Raw genomic sequence first — 13654 nt, forward strand, 5'->3', positions numbered from 1 at the left:
ATCTCCTGATCCCCGCGCCGGCCTGTCGCGCTGTCGTCGTGTCGACCTGCCGGCGGTGCTGCGGGGGCATGTGTTCTGTTCGTCTCGACGCGAGTACGCATAGAACGTTGACGCGTCGGTTATGCAAGCAGTGTATGGGGAGGCAGGAGAAAGATTTTTACTATTTCACTCGTTTGAGCGCACAATAAGAAACGTTTATTTCGAAAAAGGCGGTTTCCGGAAATGGAATTACTCGATAACTTCGCGCGTCAGATTTTGCGTTTGTTACAGATCGATTCACGCCGCTCGGCGCAGGAACTGTCCGAAAACGTTGGCCTCTCGGCCACACCGTGCTGGCGCCGGATCAAGGACATGGAGCAAAGCGGCGTGATCCAGCGCTACACGGTGCTGCTCGACCGCGAAAAGCTCGGGCTGCATGTGTGTGCGCTGGCCCACGTGCAACTCACGCGGCACACGGAGGGGGGCACCGAGCAGTTCGAGCGGGAAATTCGCTCGTGCCCCGAAGTGACCGAGTGTTACAGCACCACCGGCGAGGCGGATTACATCCTCAAGATCGTGGCCCCGGACATCAAGGCCTACGACGCGTTTCTGCACGAACACATCTTCCGCCTGCCCGCGGTTTCCAACGTCAAGACGAGCGTGGTGCTGCGAGAGATCAAGTTCGATACGAGCCTGCCGATCTGACGGCGGGCGCCGGTGTCGCTCCGAGCGCAAATAGGACGACGCCCATTTCAATTGCGAGGCATTCGCCCAATAATGCGAACCGCAGCGTCGTCAATCAACGCGGCAATCACCGCCCCCGCTTTGTTTTCTTCCTGCCGCGTAATCGAACACCTTCGGCTGCGGCGCCCGTATCTTTCTCGATGGCGGGGTCAAACCAGCGACCGCGATTTTGCGAGCGTGCATCAGCATGGGTGCCACCTCGCGTATCGCGAATACGGCGAAGATATCTTTACCGACGAGAAGCAGAAATGACCGATAGCGTCACGTGGACTGCGGATCTTCGCCGTTGGCGAACGCTTGCGCTCACGCAAGCCGCACTCGGCCCGGAGATTTTCTCGATGGCCATTCTCGTCCTGTTTTTCCTCGAATACGCCGGGTTCAGTTTCGCCGAATTCAGTTCGTTCACTGCGAGCCTCTTCATTCTGGGTTGGTTAATGGAGGTACCCGCGGGCGCTCTCGCGGACCGATTCGGGCGGAAGCGGTGCCTTATCCTCGGAAATGCCATCTACTGCGCGGCCATGCTCTTGCTTATCGTCGCGAAAGCCAGCGTGCCGCTGGCCGTCATAGCGTTGATGTACGCGGCAGGTAGCAGCCTTGCGAGCGGGACGTTTCAGGCAATGATGTATGAGGCGTTCGCCGCGCGTGATGCGATTCCGGCGTTTCACGCGGTCGTGGCGCGCACCACCGGTGTGGGCTTGTGGAGCGCAGCCGCAGCGGCCGCCATCGGTGGATGGATGGCGAGCTACTCGCTCGTGCTGCCCCTCATGCTGGATGCGATTGTGCTGGCGGGTCTGACCTTGTTTCTGCTTTGGCGCGTGCCCGTGCAACCGCCCCACACGATCAACGCAAGAGAAGCTCAGACCTTTTCCCATATGCTTGGCTCGGCATTGCAGGTTGCCGTGTCTTCCCGGACATGGTGTTTGCTGGCATTGGGCTTCGCGGTCACGTTTGCGTGCATTCGAGCGTCATTCAATACCTATCAACCTCTCATGCTCGGCGCGGGAATACCGGTCGAATACTTCGGAATGACGTTCAGCGCGCTGGTCGTGGTCGGCGGGATCGTCGCCAGTCTCTTCAGCAAGGCGCCGAAGGCCTGGCTTGACAGCGGCACTGTTGACTTTGCGATCGTGGCGCTGTTTATGGCGGCGCTCGCCCCTTTGTTCTTGCCTGCGACGTCGCCCATAGCGCTATTGGCCAGCATCGCCGCCCATCAGTTGATCCGGGGCATTTTTCCTTCGTACTACAGCTATCGCCTAAACCGCGAAATCCCGGAAGCGCTGTCGGCACGCACGACCATGCTTTCCATAGCCAACCTGATTCGTGCCCTTTTCACGGCCGCAACGGTCTACGGGGTGGGTGAACTGACGCAAGTCTATGATTTTGCATCGGCTTACCGTTGGCTGAACGTTGGCGCGCTTGTGGCGCTGACTCTCCTTGTCGTCACCATCCGCTGGCCACAATCCCATGCTGCCGCTGCCCATACCTCAAACCGTTAGCTAGTCCTCGCGGGAGGAACGCCGTTTCATGACGGCCGCAAGGGAACGGGACGTTTGTCTCGCCGTCGCCAGTCCAGCGTTCCACGATAAGGAGGCGTCGTTGGCCTTTCTCAACCGATGCACCACGCATCACCTGTTTGTCCGCATGAGAGATTGCGCGCCCGGTTCCCGAACTCAGGACGAGCCCTCCACGCCGACTTGACCGTCGGCTTTCACCTCGCTAATATGCGAATGATTCTCATTTATAAACGTCGCCAGGTCATTGCCGGATTGACGTAGATCTTCGCCAGCCGCGCCTGCCCGCGTGTGGTGGAGCGTCGCGAAGGACGCTGCCCGCATGCCGATTGCCACGAGCGCTTGCCAGCCAGCAACGGGGTTTTTTGCACTGGAGAGCGAGCAGTGAAGCAGTCGTCGAGCGGCGGGGGCCGCGCCTTATTCTTGAGCATGCGCCGGGAACCCGGCGGCAACGCTCCGGCCAGCGCGGCGAGCCGCGGCCGGATTCCAACCTTACGGCACGGGCACGCGTCGGCGCGGCGCCGGCGTTTGCATCCGCTCGCGGGCGCAGTATTGGCGGCGTTCTGGCTGCCCGCCGCGTTCGCGCAACCGGCATCGGCCGAAGGTGCGTTACAGCTTGCCGAAGCCAATCTGCGCGAAGTGAACGTGACAGCCACGCGCACGCCGACGTCGAGCGAACGGACGCCGGCGTCCATCTCGGTCATCACCGATCAGGATCTCGAAGAGCAGCAGGCTCAGGACATCAAGGAAGCGCTGCGTTATGAACCGGGCGTGACCGTGCGCCGCGCGCCGTATCGTCCGGCTTCGGCCGCGGCAGGTGGCGGTCGCGACGGCAATTCCAGCATCAATATCCGCGGACTCGAAGGCAACCGCGTCGCGTTGTTCGAAGACGGCATCCGCCTGCCGTCCTCGTACGCCTTCGGCCCGCTCGAAGCCGGTCGTGGCGATTACATGAGCATGGACCTGCTGCGCCGCATCGAAATTCTGCGCGGTCCGGCCTCGTCGCTCTACGGCAGCGACGGTCTCACCGGTGTCGTCAACTTCCTCACCAAAGATCCGCAGGACTTGCTCGACGTGTTCGGCAAGTCGACTTACTTCTCGCTGCGTCCGTACTACAACTCGATGGACCGAAGCTTCGGCACGACTGCGCAGGCCGCGTGGGGTGGCGAGCAATGGCAGGGCATGTTGATCGTCGACGGCAACAAGGGTCACGAACTCGACGGCAAGGGCACCAACAATACCGCCAGCACGGCACGTACGACGGCGAACCCGCAGGACACCAACGGCGATTCGGTACTCGGCAAGCTCGTGTTCAAGGCCACGCCGTTCTCGACGTTCAAGCTCACTGCCGAGAACGTGCGGCGGCGCACCGATTCGGACGTCCTGTCCGCCGTCAGCCCGCCAACCACGCTGGGCCTGCATACCAGCGACCGGCTCGAACGCAATCGCGTGAGCCTCGACTACGACTTCAACGATGCGTCGCAGTCGTACATCCAGAACGCTCACGCCCTGCTGTATTTCCAGGACGCGAAGAACAGCCAGTACTCCTACGAAAAACGCACGGCGGGCGACCGTACGCGCGACAACACGTACAAGGAGCGCACCGTGGGCGGCTCATTGCAGGCCGAAAGCCACTTCGAGACCGGCCCGCTCGCCCACAAGCTCGTGTACGGCACCGACGCGAGCCTCGCCTACGTGACGAGCTACCGCAACGGTACGGTGCCGGGCGTGGGCGAGTCGTTCCCGAACAAGGCGTTCCCGGACACCGACTACACGCTCTTCGGCGCGTATTTGCAGGACGAAGTCCGCTATGGCGCGCTGACCGTCACGCCGGGCATTCGTTACGACGCCTATTGGCTCTCGCCGAAGAAGAACGATCCGCTGTATGTCTCCCAGACGGCCTCGGGCGCGCTCGTGCAACCGACGGCGTCGAACGATTCCGCCTTCTCGCCGCGTCTAGCGATCATGTACGAGATCGCGCCATCGCTGATACCGTACGTGCAGTACGCACGCGGCTTCCGCACGCCCACGCCCGACCAGGTCAACAACGGCTTCTCCAACCCGGTCTACGGCTACATGTCGATCGCGAACCCGAGCCTCAAGCCGGAGACCAGCGACACACTGGAGTTGGGGCTGCGCGGACGTCTCGCGACCACCCTCGGCCCGGTCACGTACAGCACCGCCGTGTTCGCGGGCAAATACCGCAACTTCATCTCGCAGCAGAACATCAGCGGTTCGGGCCGTCCGAACGATCCGCTCATCTTCCAGTACGTGAACTTCAGTCGCGCCAGCATTCAGGGCTGGGAAGGCCGCGCCACATGGGCGCTCAAGGGCGGCGTCACCCTGCGTACCGCCATGGCCTACACGCACGGTACGACGGAGGACGACGGCGCCCCGAGCCAGCCGCTCAACACCATCAATCCCTTCTCGATGGTCGTGGGCGTGCGCTACGAGCCGAACAGCACGTGGTTCGCGCAGGCCGACCTGATGTTCCAGGCCGCCAAGTCGCAAAGCCAGATCGCGAAGTCCTGTACGGCAGGCACGCAGCAGAACCAGAGCTGTTGGGCACCGCCCTCGTCGATCGTGCTCGACCTGTCGGGCGGGTATCACATCAACAAAAACGCGACGATTTATGCCGGTATCTACAACGTGTTCGACCGCAAGTACTGGAACTGGTCGGACGTCCGTAACCTCGCCGAGAACTCGACCGTCAAGGACGCGTATTCGGCCCCGGGCCGCAGCGCGGCTGTGAGCCTGAAGCTTCAGTACTGATCTTCGGATCGGTCGTTGGAACCCGCGCCGGCGCGCACGAGTTTCCGCTCGCCGGCGCATGCCAGCCGTTGCAAGACGTCCCGAGACGCCGCCAGCAAACATGCTTTTCAAGGAATCGCCATGATGAACGCTCAAAACGCCACCTCCTCCGCCCGCCCGGCATTGCCCGCGCTCGCCGACGTCAACCGTCTGCGCAGCGAATTCCAACGTGTGAAGGCCGAACAGAACCTGCGCGATCGCGACGCTGCGGCCGCCCTCGGGGTGTCCGAAGGCGAGACGGTCGCGGCGTTCGTGGGAGAACATGTCGTGCGCCTGCGACCGGATTTCGTCGAGATCGTCGAAGCGTTCCCGGCGCTCGGACGCGTCATGGCGCTCACGCGCAACAACGCCGCTGTCCACGAAAAGGATGGCCGGTACGAGAAGCTTTCGCATCAGGGCACCATCGGTCTGGGTCTGGGCAAGGACCTCGACCTGCGGATCTTCTATCACCAATGGGCGTATGGCTACGCGGTCGAGACGCCCACGGAGAACGGCCCGCGCCGCTCGCTGCAATTCTTCGACAAGGCGGGCACCGCGGTGCACAAGATGTTCCTGCGCGACCATAGCGACGTCGCCGCATACGACGCGCTCGTCGCCCGCTTCCGCGCGGACGATCAGACGCCGGGTCAGCGCGTCGTGCCCACCGATGCTCCAAAAGCCGAAACGCCCGACACCGATATCGATGCCGCCGCCTTCCAGCGCGACTGGCTCGCGATGACCGACACGCATCAGTTCTTCGACATGCTCAGGCGTCATGGCGTATCGCGCTCGCAAGCGCTGCGTCTTGCCCCGGAAGGTCACGCGAAGCAGGTCGCGGCCACGTCGGTACGCGCGCTGCTCGAAGATGCCGCCGGCACCGAACTGCCGATCATGGTGTTCGTCGGTAACGCCGGAATGATCCAGATTCACACCGGACCCGTGAGGAACATCAAGGTCATGGGTCCGTGGGTCAACGTTCTTGACCCGGGCTTCAACCTGCATCTGCGCGAAGATCTCGTCGATACCGCGTGGATCGTGCGCAAACCGACGGCAGACGGCATCGTCTCGTCGCTCGAATTGCTCGACGCCGCGGGCATGGTCATCGCCATGTTCTTCGGCGAGCGCAAACCGGGTCAGGCCGAACGCGAAGACTGGCGCGCCGCGCTGGTGCGCGTGGAGGGTTCGCACGGGGATGTGGAGGCATCAGCGTGAGCACTTCTCCCAACGTACGCTGCGCGTCCGGAATGTCACGGCGCGCCTTGATGACCCGCTGCGCGACGCTGACGGCAGGCGCATGGCTGGGCTCGCTGTTGCCGATGGCGCTCGCGCATGCCGCGCCCGCAGCGTCCACCACGAACGCGACCAAGGACGGTCCGAAGCGTGTGATCGTCGCCGGTGGCGCGTTGACGGAAATCGTCTACGCGCTCGGCGCGCAGAGCCGCGTCATCGCCAACGACCTCACGAGCCTCTATCCGGAGGCGGCGTCGAAATTGCCCAAGATCGGCTATCTGCGCACGCTGTCGGCCGAAGGTGTGCTGTCGCTGCATCCCGACTTGTTGCTCGCCGGCGCCGAGGCCGGTCCACCCAACGTGCTCTCGCAGATCGAAGCCGCGGGCGTGCCCGTGCAGCATTTCCGTCACGGATACACGGCCGAGCTGGTGCGCGAGAACATTCGCGGCGTTGCCAACGCGTTGAAGATCGGCGACGACGGCACGCGCGTGGCGGCCCGTTTCACGGCCGAGTGGATGCAGGTGCGCGACACCGTCGAGACTCGGTATGGCATTGCGCGGCGCCCTCGCGTGCTCTTCATCCTCGGGCATACGGGCAATCAGGTCATGGTCGCGGGGCAGGACACGGCGGCAGACGCAATGCTCGCGTACGCGGGCGCCGAGAACGCGCTGCGCGGCTTTAGCGGCTACCGCGCGCTGAGCGCCGAGGCGGCGGTGGCCGCACAACCCGACGTGCTGCTCACGACCACGACGGGGCCTTCTCCCGTCGACCCCGCGGCGTCGCTCCTCGCACAACCGGGGCTGGCGAATACGCCCGCCGGGCGCGCCGGACGCGTCGTGAGTTTCGACGCGTTGTACCTGCTCGGTTTCGGCCCGCGGCTGCCGCAGGCCGTTGCCGACCTGGCCAAACGCGTGCACGCCGTCTGAGCGCGTGAATAGGTGAGTGCATGCCCGAGACGCTAAGCGACGTGACGTCCGGTGGCGTGACGTCGCCTCCCCCCGTCTTCCGCCTCGCACCGCCCGCCTCCGAAGCTCCCTGAAACCTGCCACCCGCCAGTGAACGAAGCCATGTCAGCCGCGCCGCCGATTCCCCGATCTACCCAAGCCATGTCGTCCGGTCCGCACGGGGCGCAAACGCCGCCCTCCGCCCCTACCACCACCACGTCCACCATGCCTGGCCGTACGGCGGCCGCACGCCGGCGGCCGCCGCGATGGATCGTCATGACCGTGCTCGTCGGCTTGCTCGCCGCCGCAGTCCTCGCCGCGCTATGCGGCGGCGCTTACCGCATCGCTCCCGGCGAAGCCGTCGGCGCGCTGTTCCGCGGTGCGACGGGCGACTTCGTACAGGACCAGGCACGCAACGTGATGTTGCAGATCCGGCTGCCGCGGATCGTTCTCGGCATGCTGGTCGGCGCAGGCTTCGGCGCTGCCGGCGCCGCATTGCAGGCGCTGTTTCGCAACCCGCTCGCCGACCCCGGTCTGATCGGCGTGGCCAGCGGGGCCGCATTGGGTGCGGCGGGCGTGATCGTGCTCGGTGGCGTGCTGTTGCCGGCGGCACTGGCTGCGTCGCTGGGACTGTGGATGCTGCCGGTCGCGGCATTCGCCGGGGCGCTCGGCGTGACCGCGCTGGTCTACCGTCTGGCGGCGGGACGCGGGCGTCTCGCCCTGCCCCTGCTCCTGCTCGCCGGTATCGCGATCAACGCGGTCTCCGGTGCCGCCATCGGCTTGCTGACCTATCTCGCGAACGACACGCAATTGCGCACGCTCACATTCTGGACACTCGGCAGTCTCGGTGGCGCGCAGTGGTCGATGCTCGCCGTGATCGTGTGGCCCGTGGCGCTGGGTATCGTCGCGCTCGCGTTGCAGTGCCGCTCACTCAACGCCCTGTTGCTGGGCGAAGCCGAGGCGCTGCATCTGGGGGTTGCCGTGCAGTCCGTCAAGCGACGTGTGATGATCGCCTGCGCGCTGTGCGTGGGCGCGCTGGTGGCATCGAGCGGCATGATCGGTTTCATCGGCCTGATCGCGCCGCACATCGTGCGGCTGGTGGTGGGGCCCGACCCGCGCGCCGTACTTCCGGCAGCCGCCCTGTTCGGCGCCATCCTCACACTCCTCGCCGATCTGATCGCACGCACCTGGGTGGCGCCCGCCGAGTTGCCGCTCGGCATTCTCACGGCCCTGCTCGGCGCGCCCTTCTTCCTGATGCTGCTGTGGCAACGCCGCGGTCAGTTCGGGCTCTGACAACGCTTCCGGACATCGAGACATCGCCATGCTCAGCGCATACGACCTCACCATTGCCCACACCGACGCGCCCGTGCTCGACGGTCTGTCTCTCGACATCCGCCCCGGCGAACTGCTGGTACTGCTCGGACGTAACGGAGCAGGCAAGAGCACACTGCTCAAGGCGCTGGCCGGGGAACCGCTGCCGCCGCGCGCCCATATGCGTGGCGCCGTTACCCTCAACGGTGCCCTGCTCTCGCAATACTCGAACTCCGCCCTCGCACGCCTGCGGGCCGTGTTGCCGCAAACCGCCCAACTTTCGTTTCCATTCAGCGCACTGGAGATCGTGACGATGGGCCGTCTGCCGTTTCCGAAGTCGGGCAGGCGCGACGAGGAAATCGCGGCACTCGCACTGGAGCAGGCAGGCGCCCTTTCGCTGATGCATCGCGATGTGATGACGCTCTCGGGCGGCGAGTGGGCGCGTGTGCAATTTGCGCGCGTGCTGGCGCAGTTGTGGCCGGACGAGACGGCATCCGCCCCATGCGTGCCGCGCTATCTGCTGCTCGACGAACCGACGGCGGCGCTCGATCTCGCCCATCAGCATCACCTGCTGTCGCTCACGCGCACATTGGCCAGATCATGGGGATTCGGGGCAATGGCGATCGTGCACGACGTCAATCTGGCGGCGCGTCACGCGGACCGCATGGCGCTGCTCGCCAACGGTCGGATCCTCGCTACCGGCACACCGCACGAGGTCATGCAAGCCGATCTCATCGAGACGACACTGGGACTGCCCGTGCACGTGTTTACACCGCAGAGCGCGCCCGGCCTTCACGCGCTCAAAGGCGCCTCAGCGAGCGTGCCCTTCGCGTTGCCCGCATGATCCGCCTGATGGGCCTCAGGAGGCCGGCATGCCATCGCGCGCCAGATTCGCGCGAGCGCACAACACTGCCGCCAGATCCCACAACGCATAACCGACGCTCTTGAAGAGCACTGGTCCGCTGGCCCGATACCGGTCGGGGGTGATGATCGCGTCCATGAGCGGCGCGGCACGCGCCCAGTCGATCGCGGCATGAAGCAGGTCACCGGCTTCGTGCTTCACTTCCCACGTATCGACCACCAGCGTGCCCCGCACAGCCGCATCGCGGCACAACTGCGGCGGCAGTTCGCGCATGTCAGGGCGAAACGCCCCGACGCCCGCGACGAAGATGTCGTCGCGCCAGCGCATGGCGTCGCTGTCCGGCAACACGGGTTCGCTACTGGTTGTCGCCGTAATCACGATGCTCACGGTACTGAGTACCGGCTCAATAGCATCGACGACGGTCGCTTCCACCCCCAACGTTGCGGCGTGTTGCGCCAATGCGTGCGCACGCTCCGGACTGCGTGAAAAGATCATGAAGTGACGTGTGCCCATGCCGGCAGCAAAGGCTTCGAGGTGCGCCTTCGCCTGCACGCCCGCGCCCACGATCAACACCGGCCCTTTCGGACGCGGCGCGAACTTGCGCGCGGCGAAGAGCGTGACGGCCGCGGTGCGGCGTCCCGTCACCGTTGGCCCATCGAGCAGCATCTGCCGCTCGCCCGTGTGCGGATCGAACACCATCACCTCGCCGATGATCGACGGCTTGCCCGCCCTGCAGTTCTCGGGGTGAACGGTGATGTGCTTGGTCATCGCCACATCGCGATTGACCGCGGGCATGACGAGCAACACGCCGCCGCGGCGGCCGCGTTCGGGATCGGTCAAGGGAAAATGCAGACGCTCAGGCGCGCGCGCGGTGCCCGAGCGCATCTCCATGAGCATGGCCTCGATACCGTCGGCCAACTGCGGATAAGGCAACAACTGCGCGGTCTGATGCGCATCCAGCGTGATCATCGATATGTCTCCGCTTCGAAGCGTGCGCCATCGAACGCCGGCATTCGCACTCGTCGCCGTCGCCTTGCGCCACGCTTTGCCAAGTTTGATTTCAGTGTAGCGCGCATCGCGGTAACGCGTCTGCCACATCGAAATTTAATCGTGACAATTCGTATCGTTGCTCGTCCATCGACGCACACCTCACGCCGACGATGCGGTGCACGTACGCTCAGCGACTCGCATTGCGCATGCGCTTGCCGTCGTTCACGGTCGCACCGCGTACTTCGAAGCGCACGCTGTCACGCACGGTCCCGGATGCGTCGACAAGTTCGAGCGTATGACGCCCCGGCCATGGCAGCCATCCAACGCGCGAGGTACCGGAGAGCGGCTTGCCATCGAGCCGCCATGCCGCGCCTTTGGGCCACGCGGCGGCCACCTGGAACCAAAGTCGTTGATTGGCGGGGGGAATATCCGGATCGAGCGCGACGATGGTCCCGTCCGTGGGTCCGGCAATGCGCCAGAGCGGCCCGCTGGGGGCCCGGGTGGCAAGTGCGGACAACGCAATGGCACTTTGCGACGTGCCGGGCAGGAACCACTCCTCGCGCGCCGGTTCGACGTGCTCGACATACTGCACTGCGACATGCTCGAGTCCCGGCGGGGGCGCGGGCGGCAGGCTGGCCGTACGTCGATGCAGGTAGTCCATCAGACGGTGCCAGATCGGGGCCGCACCGGACACGCCGGAGACATCCCACATCGGCGCGCCGTCCGCGTTGCCGACCCAGACGCCAACCGTATAGCGGCGCGAATAGCCTACCGCCCAGTTGTCGCGCATGTCCTTGCTCGTGCCGGTTTTCACCGCCGTCCAGTATCGCGTGGAGAGCGGACTGTCGAGGCCGAACGTGCGCGTACGCGCCTGCCGGTCGGCGATCATGTCCGACACGATGAAACTCACCTGCGGCGAGAAGACGGCGGTGCGCGCGAGATTGCGCGTGCTGTCCTTTGCGGTAGCCTTCCTTTCGGACGTTCCGGACGTTTCGGGCATTCGCGCGCGCGATGTCGGCGACACCGCCGCACGCTCCGGCATCTTCTCGACGACGCCGCTCGCCGTCCCCCCGTTGGCCAACGCACGGTAGGCGTTCGTCAGCGACAACAACGTGACGTCGGCACTGCCGAGCGCCAGACTGAACCCGTAATAATCGCCGCTTTGCGTGAGCGGCAGGCCGAGCGACACGAGGGTTTGCGCGAACCGTCGGGGCGTGACCATCACGAGCGTGCGCACGGCGGGCACATTCAGCGACGAGCCCAGTGCGGTCCGTGCGCTGACCCATCCCTTGAAGTGCCTGTCGTAGTTCTGCGGAATGTACAAACCGCCGCCCGTGGGCAAGTCGATGGGCGAGTCGTCGAGCAGCGATGCCGCGCTCAGACGCTGCTCGGCAATGGCCTGTGCGTAGAGAAACGGTTTGAGCGTGGAGCCCGCCTGACGCAGCGACGTCACACCGTCGACCTGCGCAGCCGACGACAGCGCCCCTGAGGAGCCGACCCACGCAAGAATCTCGCCGCTCGCGTTGTCGATCACGACGATCGCACCGTCCTGAACGTTGCGCGAACGGCCCGGCGTACCCAGTTCGCGCAATGTCTGCTGGAGCGTGTTCACGGCGACGCGCTGAAGATTCGCGTCGAGCGTGCTGGTAATTCGCGTCCCGGCGGGCGGGCGGCTTTCGCCGAAGACACGCCGCGCGAAATGCGGCGCGAGATTCACGGCGTCGCGCGTCGTCATCACGCTCGCCGGACGCGCAAACACGAGTTGCGCGTAACCTTCCAGCCCATTGCAGTCCGCCGCTTGTCCGAGGTCCTTCAGAATGCCGCAGGCGCGCTGCGACACGCGCACCGCGGGCGCATTGGGGGCTCGCAGTAACGCAACGGCCAGCGCCGCCTCGCGGGCGTCCAGACCGCTCGGGAGCTTGCCGAAAAGCGTTTGGGAGACGGCCGAAATGCCCACCAGTTCGCCGCGAAACGGCACCAGATTCAGATACGCCTCGAGAATTTGGTCCTTGCGCCAACGTTGTTCCAGCCACACCGCGGTCGCCGCCTGTCCGATTTTCTGCGTCACGGAACGATTACGGGCGCTTGGGCGCAGATCTTCGTCCAGCAAACCGGCCAACTGCATCGTCAAGGTTGACGCGCCGCGCGTGCGCGAATGCCAGAGGTTGCCCCATGCGGCAGCGGCCACACCACGCCAATCCACACCGCTGTGCTCATAAAACCGCTTGTCCTCGGAAACGATCAGCGCCTGGCGAAACGCCGGCGAGACGTCGGCAAGCGTAACCCAGTCGCCACGTTGCGCCTGCATATCCGCGCGCAAGCGCTGTAACGGTTCGCCGCGACGATCCAGCAAGATCCAGTCCGATGCGCGCCACTCTCCCCGGACCTCATCGAACGACGGCACGGCTCGGACAGGTGCGGGCAACGCCAACACGCCGAGCGCCAACCCCGCACTCAACACCGTATTGACCGGAAGTCTTCGGGACATGCGGCGCGCAGCGCCCCAACGACGACGCCCATCAGGCACTGCGATCCTCCCTTCGTCCTTTGTCATTCGATTATTGCGATACGTCCGACGCGGGTTGCGGCGCACGTATCGCCATGATGCCCGCCACGAGCAGCCATTGTGCGAGCGCGTAAAGAATCCAGATCGCGTACTCCTGCGCGGGAATCGTGCCGACGAAACGGGTGGTGCCGATCAGGGCGTCCGATACGGTGAAGAGCAATGCGCCGACGGCAGCCCACTCGCCGCGAAGATTCGCCAGCAGCGCCGCCGACGCCATCATGGCAAGCACGATCACATAGCACGCCACGGGCGCCTTGAGCTCGCCCATGCCGGGCCAGTACATCGCATACGAGAGCGCCGCCGCGATCCATACCGCCATAATCGCCACACGATGCCATGCGGGCACCTCGGTCCATCGGCGACGCACGCGCCAGAACAGCACGAAATATGCGAGGTGCGCCAGCAGGAAGGCGCCAAGTCCCATCACGAACCCTTGTGACAGCGCCGGGATCGCGAGCAGCACATCCCCGGCCCCGGAAAAGATAAGGGCCGCCCACAGCCACACACGCTCGCCCGGCACGCGGTGATACATGGCGGCAAACAGCAGCAATGCACAAAGGAACAGCTTGGCAATCGCCTGATCCGCGTATGGCGTGCTTCGCAGCGACAGGGCATAGGCTGCCCCCGCGATGGCGGCGAGCCACCAGAAGCGGCGCGCCCCACGCGGCAGCAGCGCCGCCGGAGCAAAGAAGTTCGACGTCATGCCGATCCGTCTCCGGTCGCGTTT

General features: G+C 65.0%; 10 protein-coding genes. 7 read left to right on the forward strand and 3 right to left on the reverse strand.

Annotated elements, in window-relative coordinates:
• Positions 1 to 222: 222 nt before the first annotated feature.
• The 7 genes from AB870_RS22865 (at position 223) to AB870_RS22895 (ending at position 9353) form a co-directional block, all read left to right on the forward strand.
• Entirely contained in the window at positions 223 to 684 is a 462-nt protein-coding gene (locus AB870_RS22865) for an Lrp/AsnC family transcriptional regulator (protein ID WP_044457521.1), read from the forward strand.
• A 287-nt stretch (positions 685 to 971) separates the two neighbouring features.
• Entirely contained in the window at positions 972 to 2219 is a 1248-nt protein-coding gene (locus AB870_RS22870; protein ID WP_047906411.1) for an MFS transporter, read from the forward strand.
• Between the two features lie 543 nt (positions 2220 to 2762).
• Complete coding sequence (locus tag AB870_RS22875; protein ID WP_047908589.1) at positions 2763 to 5006, forward strand: TonB-dependent hemoglobin/transferrin/lactoferrin family receptor; 2244 nt, start codon at positions 2763 to 2765, stop codon at positions 5004 to 5006.
• Positions 5007 to 5126: 120 nt separating this feature from the next.
• A complete protein-coding gene (locus tag AB870_RS22880) occupies positions 5127 to 6236 on the forward strand; it encodes a hemin-degrading factor (protein ID WP_064674895.1) in 1110 nt (369 codons plus the stop codon).
• Between the two features lie 50 nt (positions 6237 to 6286).
• Entirely contained in the window at positions 6287 to 7180 is an 894-nt protein-coding gene (locus AB870_RS22885; RefSeq protein ID WP_053059728.1) for a heme/hemin ABC transporter substrate-binding protein, read from the forward strand.
• 243 nt (positions 7181 to 7423) lie between these two features.
• Positions 7424 to 8491: a FecCD family ABC transporter permease gene (locus tag AB870_RS22890; RefSeq protein WP_418304015.1), complete on the forward strand. Its 1068-nt coding sequence runs from the start codon at positions 7424 to 7426 to the stop codon at positions 8489 to 8491.
• Between the two features lie 28 nt (positions 8492 to 8519).
• A complete protein-coding gene (locus tag AB870_RS22895) occupies positions 8520 to 9353 on the forward strand; it encodes a heme ABC transporter ATP-binding protein (RefSeq protein WP_047906413.1) in 834 nt (277 codons plus the stop codon).
• A 15-nt stretch (positions 9354 to 9368) separates the two neighbouring features.
• Here AB870_RS22895 and AB870_RS22900 read toward each other — a convergent pair whose 3' ends face one another.
• The 3 genes from AB870_RS22900 to AB870_RS22910 all read right to left on the reverse strand — a co-directional run bounded on the left by AB870_RS22900 (position 9369) and on the right by AB870_RS22910 (position 13630).
• On the reverse strand, positions 9369 to 10340 hold the full coding sequence (locus AB870_RS22900; protein ID WP_047908592.1) for a delta(1)-pyrroline-2-carboxylate reductase family protein: 972 nt from the start codon (positions 10338 to 10340) through the stop codon (positions 9369 to 9371).
• A 208-nt stretch (positions 10341 to 10548) separates the two neighbouring features.
• Positions 10549 to 12849: a penicillin-binding protein 1C gene (gene pbpC / locus AB870_RS22905; protein WP_047906414.1), complete on the reverse strand. Its 2301-nt coding sequence runs from the start codon at positions 12847 to 12849 to the stop codon at positions 10549 to 10551.
• A 70-nt stretch (positions 12850 to 12919) separates the two neighbouring features.
• The gene (locus AB870_RS22910) at positions 12920 to 13630 is read right to left on the reverse strand and encodes a lysoplasmalogenase (protein ID WP_047906415.1); all 711 of its coding nucleotides are present in this window, start codon (positions 13628 to 13630) and stop codon (positions 12920 to 12922) included.
• Between the last annotated feature and the right edge of the window lie 24 nt (positions 13631 to 13654).

Source organism: Pandoraea faecigallinarum (assembly GCF_001029105.3).
Lineage (GTDB): Bacteria > Pseudomonadota > Gammaproteobacteria > Burkholderiales > Burkholderiaceae > Pandoraea > Pandoraea faecigallinarum.

Coding starts and splice junctions, on each gene's coding strand:
- AB870_RS22890 (WP_418304015.1), top strand. CDS start 7,424: ATGCCTGGCCGTACGGCGGCCGCACGCCGGCGGCCGCCGCGATGGATC.
- AB870_RS22900 (WP_047908592.1), bottom strand. CDS start 10,340: ATGATCACGCTGGATGCGCATCAGACCGCGCAGTTGTTGCCTTATCCG.
- AB870_RS22880 (WP_064674895.1), top strand. CDS start 5,127: ATGATGAACGCTCAAAACGCCACCTCCTCCGCCCGCCCGGCATTGCCC.
- AB870_RS22865 (WP_044457521.1), top strand. CDS start 223: ATGGAATTACTCGATAACTTCGCGCGTCAGATTTTGCGTTTGTTACAG.
- AB870_RS22895 (WP_047906413.1), top strand. CDS start 8,520: ATGCTCAGCGCATACGACCTCACCATTGCCCACACCGACGCGCCCGTG.
- AB870_RS22885 (WP_053059728.1), top strand. CDS start 6,287: ATGACCCGCTGCGCGACGCTGACGGCAGGCGCATGGCTGGGCTCGCTG.
- pbpC (WP_047906414.1), bottom strand. CDS start 12,849: ATGTCCCGAAGACTTCCGGTCAATACGGTGTTGAGTGCGGGGTTGGCG.
- AB870_RS22870 (WP_047906411.1), top strand. CDS start 972: ATGACCGATAGCGTCACGTGGACTGCGGATCTTCGCCGTTGGCGAACG.
- AB870_RS22910 (WP_047906415.1), bottom strand. CDS start 13,630: ATGACGTCGAACTTCTTTGCTCCGGCGGCGCTGCTGCCGCGTGGGGCG.